At 71.4% G+C, this 17,442-nt stretch carries 18 protein-coding genes; 3 read left to right on the plus strand and 15 right to left on the minus strand.

Translation table 11 applies throughout. The features are described 5' to 3' along the window. Positions 1 to 20 precede the first annotated feature (20 nt). Genes ACOKM3_RS34640 through ACOKM3_RS34685 form a run of 10 tightly spaced genes read right to left on the minus strand, consistent with a single transcriptional unit; the run spans position 21 to position 10,655 of the window. Complete coding sequence (locus ACOKM3_RS34640) at positions 21 to 1,280, minus strand: MCE family protein (RefSeq protein WP_426905178.1); 1,260 nt, start codon at positions 1,278 to 1,280, stop codon at positions 21 to 23. After that, positions 1,277 to 2,428 (minus strand): MCE family protein, encoded by a 1,152-nt coding sequence (locus ACOKM3_RS34645; protein ID WP_426905179.1) that lies wholly within the window; start codon positions 2,426 to 2,428, stop codon positions 1,277 to 1,279. The genes ACOKM3_RS34640 and ACOKM3_RS34645 overlap by 4 nt, the downstream gene beginning before the upstream one ends. Then, entirely contained in the window at positions 2,425 to 3,588 is a 1,164-nt protein-coding gene (locus ACOKM3_RS34650) for an MCE family protein (RefSeq protein ID WP_426906974.1), read from the minus strand. Before ACOKM3_RS34650 ends, ACOKM3_RS34645 begins: the two co-directional genes overlap by 4 nt. 5 nt (positions 3,589 to 3,593) lie before the next feature. After that, complete coding sequence (locus ACOKM3_RS34655) at positions 3,594 to 4,604, minus strand: MCE family protein (RefSeq protein WP_426905180.1); 1,011 nt, start codon at positions 4,602 to 4,604, stop codon at positions 3,594 to 3,596. After that, positions 4,601 to 5,665: an MCE family protein gene (locus tag ACOKM3_RS34660; protein WP_426905181.1), complete on the minus strand. Its 1,065-nt coding sequence runs from the start codon at positions 5,663 to 5,665 to the stop codon at positions 4,601 to 4,603. Before ACOKM3_RS34660 ends, ACOKM3_RS34655 begins: the two co-directional genes overlap by 4 nt. Continuing rightward, entirely contained in the window at positions 5,662 to 6,933 is a 1,272-nt protein-coding gene (locus tag ACOKM3_RS34665) for an MCE family protein (RefSeq protein WP_426906975.1), read from the minus strand. The genes ACOKM3_RS34660 and ACOKM3_RS34665 overlap by 4 nt, the downstream gene beginning before the upstream one ends. Before the next feature lie 5 nt (positions 6,934 to 6,938). Further along, a complete protein-coding gene (locus ACOKM3_RS34670) occupies positions 6,939 to 7,772 on the minus strand; it encodes an MlaE family ABC transporter permease (RefSeq protein WP_426905182.1) in 834 nt (277 codons plus the stop codon). Positions 7,773 to 7,775: 3 nt separating this feature from the next. Continuing rightward, on the minus strand, positions 7,776 to 8,546 hold the full coding sequence (locus ACOKM3_RS34675; RefSeq protein WP_426905183.1) for an MlaE family ABC transporter permease: 771 nt from the start codon (positions 8,544 to 8,546) through the stop codon (positions 7,776 to 7,778). Then, positions 8,543 to 9,490: an ABC transporter ATP-binding protein gene (locus tag ACOKM3_RS34680; RefSeq protein ID WP_426905184.1), complete on the minus strand. Its 948-nt coding sequence runs from the start codon at positions 9,488 to 9,490 to the stop codon at positions 8,543 to 8,545. The genes ACOKM3_RS34675 and ACOKM3_RS34680 overlap by 4 nt, the downstream gene beginning before the upstream one ends. Before the next feature lie 43 nt (positions 9,491 to 9,533). Beyond that, positions 9,534 to 10,655 carry an RNA polymerase sigma factor gene (locus tag ACOKM3_RS34685; protein ID WP_426905185.1) on the minus strand — a complete coding sequence of 374 codons (1,122 nt, stop codon included), beginning with the start codon at positions 10,653 to 10,655 and terminating at the stop codon, positions 9,534 to 9,536. Between the two features lie 141 nt (positions 10,656 to 10,796). Here ACOKM3_RS34685 and ACOKM3_RS34690 point away from each other — a divergent pair, with 141 nt between their 5' ends. Together ACOKM3_RS34690 and ACOKM3_RS34695 are read left to right on the plus strand one after the other, a co-directional pair. Next, positions 10,797 to 11,036, plus strand: a complete 240-nt coding sequence (locus tag ACOKM3_RS34690; RefSeq protein ID WP_266722288.1) for a toxin-antitoxin system HicB family antitoxin — start codon at positions 10,797 to 10,799, stop codon at positions 11,034 to 11,036. A gap of 61 nt (positions 11,037 to 11,097) precedes the next feature. Further along, a complete protein-coding gene (locus ACOKM3_RS34695; protein ID WP_426906976.1) occupies positions 11,098 to 11,436 on the plus strand; it encodes a fic family toxin-antitoxin system, toxin component in 339 nt (112 codons plus the stop codon). 2 nt (positions 11,437 to 11,438) lie between these two features. Here the strand turns inward: ACOKM3_RS34695 and ACOKM3_RS34700 are convergent, their stop codons facing one another. The 4 genes from ACOKM3_RS34700 to bioB form a co-directional block, all read right to left on the minus strand. Then, a complete protein-coding gene (locus ACOKM3_RS34700) occupies positions 11,439 to 12,131 on the minus strand; it encodes a class I SAM-dependent methyltransferase (protein ID WP_426905186.1) in 693 nt (230 codons plus the stop codon). Positions 12,132 to 12,674: 543 nt separating this feature from the next. Continuing rightward, complete coding sequence (bioD, locus tag ACOKM3_RS34705) at positions 12,675 to 13,421, minus strand: dethiobiotin synthase (RefSeq protein ID WP_426906977.1); 747 nt, start codon at positions 13,419 to 13,421, stop codon at positions 12,675 to 12,677. 8 nt (positions 13,422 to 13,429) lie between these two features. Then, complete coding sequence (locus tag ACOKM3_RS34710) at positions 13,430 to 14,728, minus strand: adenosylmethionine--8-amino-7-oxononanoate transaminase (RefSeq protein ID WP_426905187.1); 1,299 nt, start codon at positions 14,726 to 14,728, stop codon at positions 13,430 to 13,432. Next, positions 14,721 to 15,878: a biotin synthase BioB gene (bioB, locus tag ACOKM3_RS34715; RefSeq protein WP_426905188.1), complete on the minus strand. Its 1,158-nt coding sequence runs from the start codon at positions 15,876 to 15,878 to the stop codon at positions 14,721 to 14,723. The genes ACOKM3_RS34710 and bioB overlap by 8 nt, the downstream gene beginning before the upstream one ends. Positions 15,879 to 16,047: 169 nt before the next feature. On the opposite strand from bioB, the gene ACOKM3_RS34720 reads away from it, so the two are divergent. Beyond that, complete coding sequence (locus ACOKM3_RS34720; RefSeq protein WP_426905189.1) at positions 16,048 to 17,217, plus strand: 8-amino-7-oxononanoate synthase; 1,170 nt, start codon at positions 16,048 to 16,050, stop codon at positions 17,215 to 17,217. Here ACOKM3_RS34720 and ACOKM3_RS34725 read toward each other — a convergent pair. Continuing rightward, positions 17,201 to 17,410 carry a DUF397 domain-containing protein gene (locus ACOKM3_RS34725; protein ID WP_426905190.1) on the minus strand — a complete coding sequence of 70 codons (210 nt, stop codon included), beginning with the start codon at positions 17,408 to 17,410 and terminating at the stop codon, positions 17,201 to 17,203. The genes ACOKM3_RS34720 and ACOKM3_RS34725 overlap by 17 nt on opposite strands. Positions 17,411 to 17,442: the final 32 nt, after the last annotated feature.

Here is a 17,442-nt window from a genome sequence, read left to right on the forward strand (position 1 = left end):
GGGCCTCATCATCCGAGGCCTCATGCGAGGGGTCCGACGAGCAGCCACTGCCACGACTCCTTTCCGAACATGGCCTGTTGGCCGCCCGCCGAGCCGATCTCGACGGGCTTTCCGTCAGGCCCCGTCGCCGCCCCGGAATCCGGGTCGTACGGCGTCGGGGTGTCCTGCGTGGTCGCGCGCGGCGCGTTCTGCGCGCCGCGCACCGATGACGCGCTGCCGCGCGGGAGGGCGCAGCGGGCGTCCGTGTTCGCCTCCCGGGTGCTGGTGTCGGCGGGGTCGCGCCACTTCGTCCCCTCGTACCCCTTGGTGCACGCGGGCGGGTCGGCGACGTTCAGGGCGAGGCCGAAGTGTGTGGTGCCGTCGTCGGGCGCGATGGTCCGGCCGCCCGCCGTCAGGCCGGGGAAGGTGACCAGGGCCTGCTCCACACCGGGCAGCCGGGCCCGGACGACCTGGCCGCCGCTGATCAGATTGGCGAGCAGCACCGAGAGCTGCGGATCGACGGACCTCAGAAGGGAGTTGACCTGCTGTGCGGCCGGAGGCGTGTTGCCGATCAGCTTGCGCAGATCGCCGTCGCTCGACTTCAACTGCGCGGTCAGGCTCGAAAGGTCCCGTGCGAACGACCTGATGGACGAGCCCTGTTCGGCCTGGGTCCGGAGCGCCGTCCGCGCGTCCTCGATGAGCGAGACGGTCTGGGGCAGCGCGTCGGACGCCGCGTCGACCAGCGTGTCGCCCGAGTCCACGAGCCGGCCGAGGCGCGGCCCCGTGCCGGCGAACGCCTTGCCCAACTCGTCGACGGTGACCCGCAGATCGCCCTTGCCGACCGAGTTCACCAACCGGTCCAGACTGAGCACGAGATCCGTGGCGGGCAGCGGCACGCGCGTACGCGCGCGTGGAATGGTGCTGCCGTCGAGGAGATACGGGCCGTGGGACGTGCGCGGCTGAAGGTCGACGTACTGCTCGCCGACCGCCGAACGGTTCGCGACGACGGCGAGCGTGTCCTGCGGGATGCGCGGCGCGCCGTCCTCGATGTCGAGCGACACCGAGACGCCGTCCCTGCCGGTGAGCCGCAGCGCGCCCACCTTGCCCACCGGCACCCCGCGATACGTGACTTGGGCGCCGGGGAAGACGCCCCCGGAGTCGGCGAACTCGGCGCGCGCGGTGTACCCACGGCCGAGCACCGCGTCCACAAGAGCCGTGTACTCGGCGCCGACGTACGAGACGCCGACCGCGGTGACCGTGGCGAAGGCGATCAGCTGCGCCTTGACCGTACGAGTGATCATGGCTGGACCCCCTGGAGCAGCAGGTCGGAGAGGTCCGGGAGGCGGGGCGGCTGCGGCTTCGGATCCGGGGCCGGCTTCGAGGAGCCGCCCTTGCCGCCGCCGCCGTCGGAGCCGCCGGATTCCCCGGATTCGCCGCCCTTCCCGGCATCCCCGGTCAGGTTCCCGTACACGCTCTCCAGGTCGAGGTCCGCCGTGAGGTGGAGGTTCACGAAGTCGCCCTTGATGGCGTCCGTCACGTTCCTCGGGAAGGGGTAAGTGGTGAGCACCTCAAGGGAGTTGGGGACGTCGTCGCCCGCCTCGTTCAGCCGTCGCAGGATCGGGCGCAACTGCTCGAGGTTCGCGACCGTGTCGTCGTGCGAGGCGTTGATGACCCTCGTGCCGGTCCTGCCGAGCTTCGACAGTGCGGTGAGCATCTTCGTGAGGTCCTTGCGCTGGTCGGCCAGGACGTCGAGGGCGGGCGGCAGTGCGTCGACGGCGCGTGCGATGGTCCGCCTCTCCTTGCCCAGGCGTCCCGCGAGCCGGTCGACGGCCCGCAGCGCGCGCACGATGTCGCCGCGCTGGTCGTCCAGCGTGCCGATGAACGTGTTCAGCTCCTCCAGGAGTGATCTGACGCGGTTCTCCCGGCCGTCCAGGGCCCGGTTCAGCTCCACCGTGATCGTCTTGAGCTGCGCCACGCCGCCCCCGCTGAGCAGCGCGGACAGGGCGGACAGCACCTCCTCGACCTCCGGGTTGCGGCCGCTGCGGGACAGCGGGACGCGGTCGCCGTCGCGGAGCCGGCCGACGGACGGGAGGTCGTCGGGCGCCGACAGGGCGACGTACTTCTCGCCGAGCAGGCTGGTCTGACGCAGTTCGGCGACCGCGTTGGCGGGCAGCTTCACGTGGTCGGCCACCCGCAGGCGCACGCGCGCGTGCCAGCCGTTCAGCTCCACCTTCTCCACGGCGCCCACCGTGACGTTGTTGGCCTTGACCGCCGACTGCGGCACCAGGTCGAGGACGTCGCGGAAGTCGACCGTGACGCGGTACGCGTGATCGTCGTCGGCGGCGCCGCCGGGCAGCGGCACGTCGTACCAGCCGTGGAACTCGCAGCCGGAGAGCAGCAGCGCCCCGGCGGCCGCCCACGCCACGGATCGGCCGCGTCCGCCGCTCATCCGTCCGCCCCCAGGATCCCGCCGAGCGACCGGTCCACGGTGCCCGTGCCCGTGGACCCGAGCGGAAGCTCGGGCAGCTCCGGCACCTTCGGCAGCCGGTCGAAGAGCTTGCGCAGCTTTCCGCAGTCGGGGTTCTTGCCTACGCCGAGTTCGCCGGTCGTCGACAGGAGCGAGCACAGGAGTGAGGCCGGGTCCCGCGACTGCTCGACGTTGATACGGGTGTCGAGGGTGCCTGAGCTCGGGTTGTAGGTGTTGTTGAGGTTCGACAGGCCGGCGGGTGCGACGTCCAACAGCTCCTCCAGGGCGGCCCGTTGGGAGACGAGTACCTTGGTCACCTTGCTGAGGCCCGCCACGTTGGAGGCCAGCGACTTCTTGTTGGCCTTCACGAAGGCGGAGACGTCGGCGAGCGCCGTGCCCAGGTTCTTGAGCGTCGCCGCGAGATCCTCCCGCTCGCCCGCGAGCTGCCCCGCGACCTCGGTGAGGCTGGAGTTGAACGCCCGTACGCTCTTGTCGTCGGCGGCCAGGGCCGCCGTGAACACCTGGAGCTTGCGCACGGTGCCGAACAGGTCCGTGCGCCCGTCGGAGAGCGTCGTGACCGCCTTCGACAGGTCCTCGACCGTGCGACGGAGGTTCCTGCCCTGCCCGTCGAGGTTGTCGGCGCTCACGCCGAGCAGCCGCGAGAGGGCGCCGTCCTTGTTGGCGCCTTCGGGGCCGAGGGCCTCTGCGGTCGTGTGCAGACTGTCGAAGACCCGGTCGAGCTCGACGGGCACGGCCGTGCGCCGCTCGGGGATGACATCACCGCTGCGCAGCTCGGGGCCGCCCCGGTAGACGGGCAGCAGTTGGACGTAACGGTCGCTCACCAGCGAGGAGTTGATGATGGCGGCCCTCGCCCCGGCGGGTACCTTGCGGTCCGCGTCATAGCTGAGGTCGACGCGCACCCGGTCGCCCTGCGGAGTGATCGAGTCGACCTTCCCGAACCGGACGCCGAGTACGCGCACGTCCGAGCCCTCGTGGATGCCGACCGTGCGCGGGAAGTACACGGTGACGCGGACGGGCTCGGGGCGCGGCCACAGTACGTAGGTGAGCGCGACGACCAGCGCGAGCGCGACGCCGAGCACGGCGGGACGCGCGTACCGGTGGTCGAGGTGCACGGCGTTCATGACGTTCACGGCGAGTCCCCCTTGCGTACCGACACCGGAACGGACACCAGGTTCTGCACGTAGCCGTCGAACCAACGGCCGTTGCCCACGGCGTTGGTGAAGACCCTCAGGAACGGGGCGAGCGCCTTGATGCCCCGGTCGAGGCTCGACTGATTGCGTTCGAGCATCCGCACCACGCCGTTGAGGTTCGCGAGGGTGGGCCCGAGTTCCTTCTCGTTGTCCTTGACGAGCCCCGACAGCTCCAGGCCGAGCGCCGCGGACGTCTCCAGGAGTGTGTGGATCGCCTCGCGTCGCGCGGTGATCTCCTTGAACAGCTTGTCACCGTCCTTGATCAGGGTGGTGAAGTCGTCGCTGTGTTCGGCGAGTACGCCGCTGACCCCGTTCGCGTGGCGCAGGAGTGTGCGCAGCTCCTTGTCGCGCGAGGAGACCGTCCGGGAGATCTTCGACAGGCCCTTGAGCGAGGCGCGCACCTCGTCCGGCGAGTCCTCGAAGGTGCTGGACAGGGTGTTCAGGGCCTTCGCCAGGTGGGCGGTGTCGACGCGTTCCGTCGTGCGGGTCAGATCGCTGAACGCCTCCACGACGTCGTACGCCGATGTGGTCCGCGCCAGCGGGATCTCGCTGCCCGGCTTCAACTGGCCCGGCCCCTTGGGGTACAGGGCGAGGTACTTGGCGCCGAGGATCGTCCTGACCCTGATCGACGCGCCCGTCCGGGTCCCGAAGCCCGGATCGCCCTTGACCGCGAAGGTGACCTTGACGTGCGAGCCGTCCAGGTCGACGTCCTTGACCTTGCCGACCTTCACGCCGGCGATCCGCACCTCGTCGCCCGACTTCAGGCCGCCCGCCTCGGAGACGGCCGCGCTGTACGTGTCGCCGTCGCCGATCAGCGGCAGGCTCTCCACGTTGAAGGCGGCCACGGTGAGCAGCCCGAGAACGGTGACGCCGACGGCCCCGATCACCACGGGGTTCCGCTCACGGAACGGGGTACGCGGCCCACCCGGCAGCTTCGGTCGCTTCATCGGCCGCACCTCGCCCGCGTGATGTGCGCCTTCGGCGTCAGGATCTGCTTCGTCCTCGGCAGCACGACGCGGCCGTCGAAGTCGCAGAGGTAGAAGTTGAACCACGAGCCGTAACTCGCCGTCCCCGTCAGCTTGTTGAGCTTGTTCGGCAGCCTCCGCAGCACGCCCTCCACGGTCTTCTCGTTGTCGTCGAGCGTCCCTGCGAGCCTGCCGAGGCCCGCGATGTCGTCCTTGAGGGGTGGCCGCGCGTCCTTCAGGAGCCCCGAGGTGGCCCCGGTCAGATCGCCGACGCTCACGAGCGACTCCCCGATGGGCCCCCGGTCGGCGGCCAGCCCCGACACGACCCGTCGTAGCTGCTTGAGCAGTTCTGCGAAGCGGGCGCCGCGCTTGTCGAGCGTCTCCAGGACGGTGTTCAGGTTGTCGATCACCGAGCCGATCAGCTTGTCGCGGCCCGCGAGGGTCGTGGTGAGCGAGGCGGTGTGCACGAGCAGGCTGTCGACGGTGCCGCCCTCGCCCTGGAGCGTCTTGACGATCTCCGTGGCGAGCTGGTTGACGTCCTTCGGGCTGAGCGCGGCGAACAGCGGCTTGAACCCGTTGAGCAGGGTGTTCAGGTCGAGGGCGGGCTGCGTGCGGGACAGCGGGATCGTCCCCTGCGACGGAAGGCGCGTGCGGTCTCCGGCTCCCTCGGTCAGCGCGACGTACCGCTGCCCGACCAGGTTCCGGTAGTGGATGACCGCGCCCGTGCTCCGCAGCAGCGGACGCTCCTCGGTGACGGTGAAGGTGACCTCCGCGAGGGTCCTGTCCTTGATGCGGATGTCCTCCACCTGACCGACGCGCACCCCGGCGACCCGCACGTCGTCCCCGTCCTCCAGGCCCGTCACATCGCTGAACACCGCGTGGTACGTGTCCTTGTCCGTGCCGGAGATGTTGACGATGGTGGCGGCGAGCAGGGCCGTCGCCAGAACGGTCACCAGCGCGAAGAGGCCGAACTTGACGAGCGGCCCGGTGGCCCGGCGGGCGGGGGAGGCCCGCAGAGGTCCGGTGCGGCGCAGGGGGCTCATGCGACGCTCACCCCCGTCCCCCGCGCGAGCGGCCCGAACAGCAGCGTCGCGACCGGCGGCACGTCATCGGCCGACACATCGAGTACGGGCGCCACGAGCGCGCCGACGGTGTGCTGCTCGGCCCGCGTCGCCGCGACGTCGGACAGGCCGCCCGGGGCGCCGAGGCCGAGTGGCAGGCCGGGTTCGCGGTGCTTGGAGCCGTCCTCGTGGCGGACGGCGGGCGAGGGCACCTCGGGGTGCGGAAGGCCGTGGCAGTCGGGGCCGGTGCGGGCGCCGTAGCGGGGCTCCTCGCCCGGCCGGTACGCCTGTTGGGGGAGCGCGACCTCCAGCGTGATGTGCATCCGGCCGCCCTCGAACACCTTCTGGGAGAGCTTGTCCTGGTGCACCAGGCCTTCGAAGAGGCACGGGTACTCGGGTGCGTAGCGGGCGAGCAGGGCGAGGGTGGGGCGGGCGACACGGTTCACGGTGATGAGTCGCTCACCGTTCCTGCGCAGGACATCGTCTGCCGTGCCGGCGACGCCGGTCGTCGCGGCGAGAGCGGACGCGAGCCGGTCCCGCTTCTCGACGAGCGTCCGGCTGGTGGTGACGGTGTTGCGCAGGGTGTCGAGGAGGTCGGGCGCCGCGTCCCCGTACACATCGGCGACCTCCGCGAGCCGTGCGATGTCCTCGGCGAGGGCCGGCAGATGAGGATTGAGCTCGCCCAGATAGTCGGCGACCCGCGTGAGGTTGTCGCCGATCCTGTCGCCGCGCCCTTCGAGCGCGCCGGCGAACGCGCTGAGCGTGGCGTTGAGCTTCCCGGGCCGCACGGCTCGCAGCAACGGCAGGAGATCGTCCAGGAGTTGCTGGACCTCGGTGCCGACGCGGGTGCGGTCCTGGGTGATGACATCGCCGGCGCGGATCGGTCGGCCCGCGGTGTGCTCGGGTGCGATCAGGTCGACGAACTTCTCGCCGAAGAGCGTCTTGGGCAGCAGCCGCGCATGCACATCCGCGGGGATCGACGCGACGTGCTGCGGCTTCAGCGCGAGGTCCAGCGTCGCCTTCGCCCCGTCCGCGCGCACCGACCGCACCTCACCGACGAGCACACCGCGCAGCTTGACGTCGGCGCGCTCGTCGAGCTGGTTGCCGGTGGAGTCGGCTTCGAGGGTGATCCGTACGACAGGGGTGAACTTCTGCTCGTAGACGGCGACGGACAGGGCGACCAGCAGGCCGAGCACGACGATGAACACAAGCCCGTAGAGCCGCAGTTGGACGCTCCGCGCGCCTGCCACGCCGCTCACCCCGCGATCCGTACGGTCGTCGTGGCACCCCAGATCGCGAGCGACAGGAAGAAGTCGACGACGTTGATCGCCACGATCGAGGTGCGCACCGCCCGCCCCACCGCGACCCCGACGCCCGCCGGGCCGCCGCGCGCGTAATAGCCGTAGAAGCAGTGCACCAGGATGATCACGACGGCGAAGACAAGGACCTTCCCGAACGACCACAACACGTCCACGGGTGGCAGGTACTGGTGGAAGTACTGGTCGTACGTGCCCGCCGACTGCCCGTAGTAGAAGGTGGTGATGGTGCGGGCGGCGAGGTACGAGGAGAGCAGCCCGATCACGTACAGCGGGATCACCGCGACGAACCCGGCGATCATCCGCGTCGTCACCAGATACGGCAGCGAGGGGATGCCCATCACTTCGAGGGCGTCCGTCTCCTCGTTGATCCGCATCGCGCCGAGCTGCGCGGTGAACCCGGCGCCCACGGTCGCGGACAGGGCGAGCCCCGCCACCAGCGGGGCGATCTCACGGGTGTTGAAGTACGCGGACAGGAACGCCACGAAGTTCGAGGTGCCCAACTGCTGCAGTGCCGCGTAGCCCTGAAGGCCCACCTCCGTGCCGGTGAAGAACGACAGGAACGCGATCACCCCGACGGTGCCGCCGATCACGGCCAGCGCGCCACGCCCGAAGCTCACCTCGGCGAGCAGTCGCAGGACCTCCTGCTTGTAGCGGCGCAGGGTGCGCGGCGTCCACGCCAACGACTTGCCGTAGAAGGCCAGTTGGGTCCCGAGCTCCTCCAGTGCGCGGAGCGGGCGGGCGGCGAGTGCTCTGGCGAGCGGCGGGCGCATCGGCTACCCCCGCTGCGGGACGGCCTGGAAGTACACCGCCGTCATCACGAAGTTCGTGACGAACAGCAGCATGAACGTGATGACCACGGACTGGTTCACCGCGTCACCCACCCCCTTCGGGCCGCCTCTGGCGGTGAGCCCCTTGTACGAGGCGACGATCGCGGCGATCGCGCCGAACACCAGCGCCTTGACCTCGGCCGCCCACAGATCGGAGATCTGCGCGAGCGTGGTGAACGAGGCGAGGTAGGCGCCCGGAGTACCGTTCTGCAGAAGGACGTTGAACGCGTAGCCGCCGACGATGCCGACCACCGACACCAGTCCGTTGAGCAGCACGGCGACGACCATCGACGCGAGCACGCGCGGCACGACCAGGCGGTGCACGGGGTCGATGCCGAGCACCCGCATCGCGTCGATCTCCTCACGGATCTTCCGCGCCCCGAGGTCCGCGCAGATCGCCGTCCCGCCCGCGCCCGCGATCAGCAGCGCCGTCACGATCGGCGACGCCTCCCGCAGCACCGCGAGGACGGAGGCGGCGCCCGCGAAGGACTGCGCGCCGAGCTGCCGGGTCAGACTCCCGATCTGCAGGGCGATGACCGCGCCGAACGGGATGGACACGAGCGCCGTCGGCACGATCGTGACACTCGCGACGAACCAGGCCTGCTGGATGAACTCCCTTGCCTGAAAGGGCCGTTTGGGCAGCATCCGAAGGACGTCGAGGGCGAGCGCGAAGAGGCTGCCCGCGTGCCGAAGACCGGCGGTCGGCGAGAGGCTCATGCGTCGGCCTCCTGCCGCGGTTGCCGCGCCGCGCCCTCGCGGCGTGCGATCTCCTCCCAGCGGGGCGGTCTGGCGATGCCCGGTCCCGGAAGCAGGCGCGGGGGAGGGGTGCGGCTGCCGGGGGCGGTGTGCCGGGTGGCGTCGGCGAGCCGGGCCAGCTCCTCCTCGACGAGCGCGGCGTCCTTCTCCTCGGCCATCCCGATCGGTCCCTCGGTACGGCCGTCGAGGAACTGCCGGATCACGGCCTCGTCGCTGGTCAGCAACTGCTCGCGGGGCCCGAACAGGACGAGTTCGCGGCGGAACAGCAGGCCGATGTTGTCGGGGACGGTGCGGGCCGACGCGATGTCGTGCGTGACGATCAGGAAGGTCGCGCCGGTCCGCGCGTTCAGGTCGACGATCAACTGGCTGATGTAGGCGACCCGTACCGGGTCGAGGCCGGAGTCCGGCTCGTCGCACAGCACGATCTGCGGGTCCAGCATCAGCGCCCGCGCGAGCCCCGCCCGCTTGCGCATCCCGCCGGAGATCTCACCGGGCAGCTTCTCCTCGGCGCCGAGGAGCCCGACCATGTCGACCTTCTCCATGACCATGCGCCGGATCTCGGCCTCGGATCTGTGCGTGTGCTCGCGCAGCGGGAACGCGATGTTGTCGAACAAGCTCATCGAACCGAACAGCGCGCCGTCCTGGAACATCACGCCGAACAACCGCCGCACGTCGTACAGTTCGTGCTCGCGCAGCCGCGTGATGTCCCGCCCCGCGACGGTCACTGACCCTCGATCCGGCTTCAACAGCCCGACGAGCGTCTTCAGGAACACCGACTTCCCGGTGCCCGAAGGGCCGAGCAGCACCGAGATCTCACCGGCGGGCAGCGTCAGCGAGACATCTCGCCAGACCACTTGCGTACCGAAGGACTTGGCAAGTCCTTCCACACGGATCTCGGCACCCATCCGGTCCCCCTCCGGCCGTGCTGACGCACTTCTGACATGTGCTCTACGGGGAGGGACGGGCGATCCGTCGCGGCGGGGTGAACTTTTTTCGGGCAGGTGCGGGTGACTGCGGTGGGTTGCCCTCATCGGGCCGGGGTGCCGGGTGAGCAATGTCGAGCCCCGCCTCGGGACGAGAGCCGGCGGGGTCCGGGGCAGATGGGGCAGAGCCCCGTGGCGTGAGTGAAAGCGCAGGCAGCGACACCGTCACTCCCAGCACCGAAACGGACGGCAGCGCCATCGGCGGCAGTGCCACCGTCGGCGACCACCGCGTACGTGTAAGGCCCTCGTCGGTGGAACGCGAACGCTGCGGACTCGGCTCCGTGCGCGTGGGTGACGCAGCGGCCCGGTGCTGTGCGCCCCGCGTCTCCCGCGCCCGGGGAATCGCGGAGGCGGAACCGACATCGCGCAGGGGCCGCACATACCCCGTGTCCGCCCGGGTCACCCGCGGCTCAGCGGCCCCGTGCCCGTTGGCCTCCGGCACCACGAACCCCGCCACCACGAGCCCCGCCGTCGCGGACGACACCGCGACGGCCTGCGCGGGACCGCTCGCGACGAGCTTTCCGCGGCCCCACAGGAACACGGCGAGCCCCAGCGTCCCCGCCAACGTGCTGCGCAAGGTGCGCCGGGCCCGCGCCAGCAGCGACTCGACGGTCCGATAGCCGAGCCGCATCCGCAGGGCGACCTCTCCCACGTCGAGGCCCTCGGCCTTCAGCCGCAACGCCTCCGCCTGGCGCTCGGGCAGCTGCGCGCTGCGGGCCGCCAGCCAGCGCGCCTCGTCCCGGTCGCACACGGCCTCCTCGACGGGCACGGGGCCCGGGACCGTCAGCGTCGGGCTGCGGTGCACCTCGGCCTCCCGCGTGACCTGCCGGTGCCGGTCGACGCACAGCCGCATCGTCACCGTCGTGAGCCAGCCGCCGAGCCGCTCGTCGTCCAGGCCGGGCCGCTCCGCCGCGCGCAGCATCGCCTCGTGCACCGCGTCCTCGGCGTCCTCCGGGGTGAGGGATCTGCGCCGGGCGACCCTGAGCAGGTCCTCCCGGTGGCTCCACACGCGCAGCCAGCGCTCGGGGTACGTGCCACGGCCCGCGGCCGCGGTGACATTCGGTGTGTCCGGCATGTCCATCGGCATGAGGGCCCCTTCGCGCTCATCCGTATGTCCTGTCCCGTCCGGCCCGCGAGAGTACAGCCGGAGATCAAAGGTGTGGAGAGGCGCGGACGATCGATCGTCCGCGCCTTGCCGGTGCTAGCACATCGGCGCTAGCTTGGAGGTATGGCCAAGACGCAGCTGAACGTCAGGGTGGAAGAGGGCACCGCCCGCGCCGCCCGCGAGCGCGCGCTCGCCCAAGGGGTGAGCGTGAACCGGTACATCGAGGAGCTGGTGCGGCGCGACGCCGGCGAGCAGGGGCGGACGTTCGTCGACGCGGCCGCCGACTTCATGAAGCAGTACGAGTCGGTGTTCGCCGAGGAGTTCGGCTCGGACACCGAAGGTCGGCGCCGCCCCGTTGAGTGATTCGTCGAACGAACCGCTGAACGAGCCGCCGCATCTCACCATCGACCTCGCCTGGCTGCTCATGGTCGCGGAGCAGAAGACGCCCGGCGATCCGCAGGTCACCGACTGGGGCGCCCTGGTGAGTGCCGTCGCCCGCCACCGCGCCGCGATCTTCGACGTGCCGGTCTACGACTCGCCGCACGCGCGCGCCGCGTCGCTTCTCCAACTCCTCATCCACGTACCGGCGTTGGAGCGCTCGAACGCGATGTACGCGACGGCTGTCGCCTACGCGTACCTCGTCGCCAGCGGGCTGAAGATCGTCACGTCGCCCGAGCAGATCCGCGATCTGGCGCGCCTGGTGAAGACGGGCACGGCGACGGTCCACGACATCGAGAAGGAACTCCGCACCTGGAGCCTGTAAGGCTAGGGCCTGTCGTGTGCGGGCCGCCCGGCCGTGCCCAGCACGCAGTACGACATCGGCTGCCGGGGCCCGTGTCCCGGCATGGTCAGCGCCCGGTGGGCGCCCAGCTCGAAGCCGGCCGCGCGCAGCGAGCCGAGTACGTCCCGCCGCAGATGGCAGCCGCCGACGCAGAGCGGCCACACGGTCCGGTCGAGGGCGCCCTGGACGAGGCGCATGCCGCGCCCCGGAGCCCGCACGTGTTCGAAGAACCGCACCTCGCCGCCGGGCCGCAGCACGCGCCGCACCTCGCCCAGGGCGCGTTCCACGTTCCGTACGCTGCACAGCACGGCGCAGAGCACCACGGCGTCGTACGCCTCGCTCTTCACGGGCAGCGCCTCAGCGGCGCCCGGCACCACGTCGACCGGCACGTCCACGCGCTGCGCCGCGTCGACGGCGATCCGGCGCAGGGAGCGCTCCGGTTCGATGGCGACGACCTCGGCGACGGTGGACGGATAGTGCCCGAAGCCGATGCCGGTCCCGGCGCCGATCTCCAGTACGCGCCCGGAGAGCCCGGCGACGAGCTCGCTCCGTACGGGTGCCATGACGGGCTCGACCCGCTCGACAACCCGAGCGTAGTACCGGGCGAACACGGGGTGGTGCACGGCGCCCCGCTCACCGCGCCGCGCCACCTTGCCGACCAACGATGCCTTGTCCACGACGGGGCCTCCTTCACTGGGCACGCCCCCACCCCCAGTCTTCCCCGCCACGGAGCCCCGGACCCTACGCCTCGGGGCCCCGCCCCGGACCCCGCTCCTCAATGGCCGGCGGGGCTGATTGTGCGGAACCGGCGTTACGGCCTCGGGGCTCCGCCCCGGACCCCGCGCCTCAATCGCCGGAGGGGCTGAAGATACCCACCCGCCGCAGGGGCTTGGATTGCCCCGCCCAGACGTAGGCGATCGCCCGGCTCCCGCCGATCTCCCACCCACCCGCCCCCTCCGGGGGCGTCGGCCCGACGGGGTACCGCATTCGACTTGGGTGACCCGCCGACCGCCCCGGCTCCCCACCCGCCGTGGTCGACGCCCACCGCCTTGGGCAATCTGTCGTAAGCACGGTTCCCCACCCGAGACGGCACGGGCCACCCCGCCTCGGGCAACCTCCGTCACCCCCGGTCCCCCGTTGCGGTCGACCGCCACCGACTTGGGCAATCTGCCGCCTTGGGCGGCAGGGTGGGCAAGGCGGCGCCCGGTGCCGCGTACCCCTTACGAAGGCGTCGGCTCCGGGAAGGCCTCGGGGGACTCGCGCCCCGCGAACGACCCCCCGTCCCACCTCCCGCCCAACTCCGGCCCCAGCCACCCCTCGGCCCCGGCCCGGAACGCCCCCGGTGCCAGCGCCCCGGCCCCCGCCGGCACCGCGCCCAGCAACCCCGCCCCCGCCACCACCGGCAGATCCGCCACATTGCAGCGTTCCGCGAGCCCCGGCTCCCGGGGCCAGCTGCCGATGACGACACCCGCCTGGCGAAGGCCACGCGACCGCAGCGCCTCACCCGTCAACTGCACGGAGTTCAACGTCCCGAGCCCCGCCGCCGCGACCACCAGCACCGGCGCCCCCAGCATGCCCGCCACATCCGCCAACGTCGCGCCCTCCTCGTCGAAGCGCACGAGCAGCCCACCCGCCCCCTCCACCAGCACGAGGTCGTGCGAAGCCGCCAACTTCTCGGCGGCTTCGGCCACGTGCCCCGGCCGCACCGGCGCAAGCCCGGCCCGCGCCGCCGCCGTCCCGGGCGCGAGCGGCTCCGGGTACCGCGCCAGCTCGACCCCCGTCACCGCGTCCCCCGCGAGCCGCACCACCTCGTCCACGTCTCCCGGCTCCCCGGGCGCGACGCCCGTCTGCGCCGGTTTGAGCACGGCCACCGAACGCCCGGCCCGCGCCGCGACGGCCGCAAGCGCCGCCGTCGTCACGGTCTTGCCGACCTCGGTCCCGGTCCCGGTCACCACCAGCACACCCACCTCGGCACTCACCTTTCCCCCGACGAAGCGGCAGCGACCGCGCACACCGCACGCCCGATCCGTGCCACGTCCTCGTCACTCGTGACGTACGGCGGCATCGTGTAGACGAGGTCCCGGAACGGCCGCAGCCACACACCCTCCGCGACCGCCGCCCGCGTCGCCGCCGCCATGTCGACCTCCCGGTCGAGCTGGACGACGCCGATGGCGCCGAGGACACGCACATCCCGCACCCCGGCCAGCTCACCGGCCCCCGCGAGCCCCTCGCTCAGCCCGGCCTCGATCCGCTTCACCTCGCTGCGCCAGTCCTGCTCCAGCAGCAGATCGATCGACGCGCACGCGATCGCCGACGCCAGTGGGTTCCCCATGAACGTCGGCCCGTGCGCGAGCACCGGCACCTCGCCCCGCGAGATCCCCTCGGCGACCCGCGCCGTGCACAACGTCGCCGCCATCGTCAGATAGCCGCCGGTCAACGCCTTCCCGATGCACATCACATCGGGCGACACCCCCGCGTGCCCGGCCGCGAACAGCTCACCGGTCCGCCCGAACCCCGTGGCGATCTCGTCGAACACCAGCAGCACATCGTGCGCGTCGCACGCCTCCCGCAGCACCCGCAGATACGCGGGGGAGTGGAACCGCATCCCGCCCGCGCCCTGCACCACCGGCTCCACGATCACGGCCGCCACCTCGTGCGCATGCCGCGCGACCGCCTCCCGCAGCTGCTCCGCGTACGACTCCTCGTACGCGTCGAAGCCGCTCGGCGGCTCGGGCACGAAGATCTGCTCCTGGAGCACACCCGCCCACAGCCCGTGCATCCCGCCCTCGGGGTCGCACACGGACATCGGCTGCCAGGTGTCACCGTGGTAACCACCGCGCCACGTCAGCATCCGCCGCTTCTCGGGCCGACCGAGCGAGCGCCAGTACTGCAGACACATCTTCAGGGCGACCTCGACCGACACGGACCCCGAATCGGCGAGGAAGACGTGCTCCAGGCCCTCCGGAGACATGTCGACAAGGCGTTCCACGAGCCGTACCGCCGGCTCGTGCGTCAGGCCGCCGAACATCACATGGCTCATCCGCCCCAACTGGTCGCGCGCCGCCTCGTCGAGCACCGGGTGGCCGTAGCCGTGGATCGCCGACCACCACGACGACATCCCGTCCACCAGCTCGCCGTGCCCCGCGACCCGCAGCCGCACCCCGGCCGCCGACTCGACGACCAGGGGCGCTTGCGTGCCGGGCATCGGACCGTACGGGTGCCAGACGTGGCGGCGGTCCAGGTCGAGCAGTTCGTCCACGTTCAGCTCAGGCATTGGGCGCCAGATCCGTCCCCGCGCCCCGGCGACGTACGGCGACGAGATCGGTCCGCGCCTCATCGGTCCGCGTCTCAGCGGCCTCGGTGGCGGGCTCGCCCCCGGCCTCCGACGAAGGCGCACAGGTCGACCCGCAGCCACCCCCGGCCCGGTGCTCCGGCAGTGTCACCTGCTCGGCGCCCTCCACCTCGAAACCCGCGTCCGCGATCATGTCGAGGTCGGCCTTCCCGGCCTGGCCCTCGCTCGTCAAGTAGTCACCCAGGAAAATGGAGTTGGCGATGTGCAGCGCGAGCGGCTGCATCGACCGCAGGTGCACCTCGCGGCCACCCGCGATCCGCACCTCCACGTCCGGGCACACGAACCGCACCATGGCCAGGATCCGCAGACACCGCTGCGGGGTCAGGTTCCACTCCTTGGCCAGCGGTGTCCCCTCGAATGGGATCAGGAAGTTCACCGGCACCGAGTCGGGGTCCAACTCCCGCAGCCCGTAGACGACATCTACCAGATCCCCGTCGCTCTCGCCCATGCCAGCGATCAGGCCGGAACACGCGGAAAGGCCCGCCGCGTGCGCCTTCTTCACGGTGTCGACGCGGTCCGCGTACGTGTGCGTCGTGGTGATGTCGCCGTACGTCGCCTCGGAGGTGTTGAGGTTGTGGTTGTACGCGTCCGCCCCCGCGCCCCGCAGGCGTTCCGCCTGACCCTCGTCGAGCAGACCGAGGCAGGCACACACCTCGACGTCCTCGTTCTCGGACTTGATCGCGTCGATGGTCTTCGCGACCCGGTCCACGTCCTTGTCCGTCGGGCCGCGCCCGCTCGCCACCAGACACACCCGCTTCGCGCCGCCCGCGACCCCGGCGGCCGCCGCCTTCGAGGCCTCGTCGGGCTTCAGCCACGTGTACTTGAGGATCTCCGCCTTCGAACCCAGACGCTGCGAGCAGTACGAGCAGTCCTCCGGGCACAGGCCCGATTTGAGGTTCACCAGATAGTTGAGTTTCACCCGCCGCCCGAACCATTGACGGCGCACCTTGCCGGCCGCGGCCACCACATCGAGCAGTTCGTCGTCCGACGTCGCGAGTACCGCGAGCGCCTCTTCACGGCTCGGCAGTTCGCGCCGAAGCCCCTTGTCCACCAGCGTGTTCAGCAGGTCCATGGGCCCTGATCCTTACCTATCCCGTGCTCTCGAGGAAAGGAGACTCTCTACAAAGGACGGCGTACGGCGTGTGGGTATTGCCACATCCTGCCCGAGTGGCGCGGGCGCTAGTGTCTGTGCATTACCTACAAAGCACCGCTGACCCATTGCCGGACTCGCAGAGGGACTCATGACCACGCCCCACACACCCGCGTTCGGCTGGATCGGCACGCAGCGGCGCGCCCGCGAGGCTGCCGGGCTCGTCCGCACCCTGCGCCCGCGCCCCGCGGACAGCCCGATGCTCGACCTCGCGAGCAATGACTATCTGGGCCTCGCCAGGCACCCCGAGGTCGTCGAGGGCGCCGCCGGGGCCGCGCGCAGATGGGGCGGCGGGGCCACGGGTTCCCGGCTGGTGACGGGCAGCACCGAGTTGCACGCCCAACTGGAGCGGGAACTGGCGGAGTTCTGCGGTTTCGAGGCGGCCCTCGTGTTCTCCTCCGGGTACGCGGCGAACCTCGCAGCCGTCACCGCGCTCGCCCCGCACGGTTCACTGATCGTGTCCGACGCGGGCAACCACGCCTCGCTGATCGACGGATGCCGGCTCGCCCGCGGCACCACCCAGGTGGCTCCGCACGCGGATCCGGAAGCCGTCCGCAAGGCACTCGGTACGCACGAAGGGCCGGCCGTCGTCGTCACCGACTCGGTCTTCTCGGTGGACGGCGACAGGGCGCCGATCGGCGAACTCGCGCAGGTGGCGAGGGAGTTCGGGGCGGGTCTGATCATCGACGACGCGCACGGGCTCGGCGTCGTGGGCACCGGCGGGCGCGGTGTTCCGTACGCGGCGGGACTCGCGGGCGCGGCCGACACCGTCGTCAGCGTGACCCTCTCCAAGTCCCTCGGCAGTCAGGGCGGTGCGGTGCTCGGCCCCGCCCATGTCATCGACCATCTCGTCAACGCGGCCCGCACGTTCATCTTCGACACGGGCCTCGCCCCGGCCGCCTGCGGCGCGGCCCTCGCGGCTCTGCGTCTGTTGCGCCGCGAGCCGGAACGTGCCGCACGCGCACGGGACGTGGCGACGTCCTTGCATCAACTACTGCAGAGGGAAGGCCTGTTGGCCGTCCGTCCCGATGCCGCGGTCGTCTCCGTGCGCGCCCCCTCGCCCGAAGCGGCGGTCCGCTGGGCGGCGGACTGCCGGGACGCGGGACTCTCGGTGGGGTGCTTCAGGCCGCCTTCCGTGCCCGACGGCATCGCGCGGCTGCGGCTGACCGCCCGCGCCGACCTCACGGAGACCGAGGTCGCCGAGGCCGTCCGGGTGATCAGCCGCACCGCTCCCGACGGGGCGGCTACCGCAGGGAGTTGACGAATGCCCGCCAGCTCGCGGACGTGAACAGGAGCGCGGGCCCCGTCGTGCGCTTGGAGTCGCGGACGGCCAGCAGACCGGCCGGCGCTCCCGACCTCAACGAGGCTGTCTCCACACAGTTGTTGGCGCCCGTGCTGCGGCTGCTGCGCCGCCATCGGACACCGCTCAGCGACGTACTGCGGGCAATGGCCATGATGCCTCCTCACGCGGTGCCGGCGCACGACG

Origin of the sequence: Streptomyces nidicola (assembly GCF_050106155.1) — a bacterium.
Classification (GTDB): domain Bacteria; phylum Actinomycetota; class Actinomycetes; order Streptomycetales; family Streptomycetaceae; genus Streptomyces.

Excerpts from the sequence above, each read along its gene's own strand:
- ACOKM3_RS34640 (WP_426905178.1), bottom strand. The coding sequence starts at position 1,280 with ATGATCACTCGTACGGTCAAGGCGCAGCTGATCGCCTTCGCCACGGTC.
- ACOKM3_RS34645 (WP_426905179.1), bottom strand. The coding sequence starts at position 2,428 with ATGAGCGGCGGACGCGGCCGATCCGTGGCGTGGGCGGCCGCCGGGGCG.
- ACOKM3_RS34650 (WP_426906974.1), bottom strand. The coding sequence starts at position 3,588 with ATGAACGCCGTGCACCTCGACCACCGGTACGCGCGTCCCGCCGTGCTC.
- ACOKM3_RS34655 (WP_426905180.1), bottom strand. The coding sequence starts at position 4,604 with ATGAAGCGACCGAAGCTGCCGGGTGGGCCGCGTACCCCGTTCCGTGAG.
- ACOKM3_RS34660 (WP_426905181.1), bottom strand. The coding sequence starts at position 5,665 with ATGAGCCCCCTGCGCCGCACCGGACCTCTGCGGGCCTCCCCCGCCCGC.
- ACOKM3_RS34670 (WP_426905182.1), bottom strand. The coding sequence starts at position 7,772 with ATGCGCCCGCCGCTCGCCAGAGCACTCGCCGCCCGCCCGCTCCGCGCA.
- ACOKM3_RS34675 (WP_426905183.1), bottom strand. The coding sequence starts at position 8,546 with ATGAGCCTCTCGCCGACCGCCGGTCTTCGGCACGCGGGCAGCCTCTTC.
- ACOKM3_RS34680 (WP_426905184.1), bottom strand. The coding sequence starts at position 9,490 with ATGGGTGCCGAGATCCGTGTGGAAGGACTTGCCAAGTCCTTCGGTACG.
- ACOKM3_RS34685 (WP_426905185.1), bottom strand. The coding sequence starts at position 10,655 with ATGCCGATGGACATGCCGGACACACCGAATGTCACCGCGGCCGCGGGC.
- ACOKM3_RS34690 (WP_266722288.1), top strand. The coding sequence starts at position 10,797 with ATGGCCAAGACGCAGCTGAACGTCAGGGTGGAAGAGGGCACCGCCCGC.
- ACOKM3_RS34695 (WP_426906976.1), top strand. The coding sequence starts at position 11,098 with ATGGTCGCGGAGCAGAAGACGCCCGGCGATCCGCAGGTCACCGACTGG.
- ACOKM3_RS34710 (WP_426905187.1), bottom strand. The coding sequence starts at position 14,728 with ATGCCTGAGCTGAACGTGGACGAACTGCTCGACCTGGACCGCCGCCAC.
- bioB (WP_426905188.1), bottom strand. The coding sequence starts at position 15,878 with ATGGACCTGCTGAACACGCTGGTGGACAAGGGGCTTCGGCGCGAACTG.
- ACOKM3_RS34720 (WP_426905189.1), top strand. The coding sequence starts at position 16,048 with ATGACCACGCCCCACACACCCGCGTTCGGCTGGATCGGCACGCAGCGG.
- ACOKM3_RS34725 (WP_426905190.1), bottom strand. The coding sequence starts at position 17,410 with ATGGCCATTGCCCGCAGTACGTCGCTGAGCGGTGTCCGATGGCGGCGC.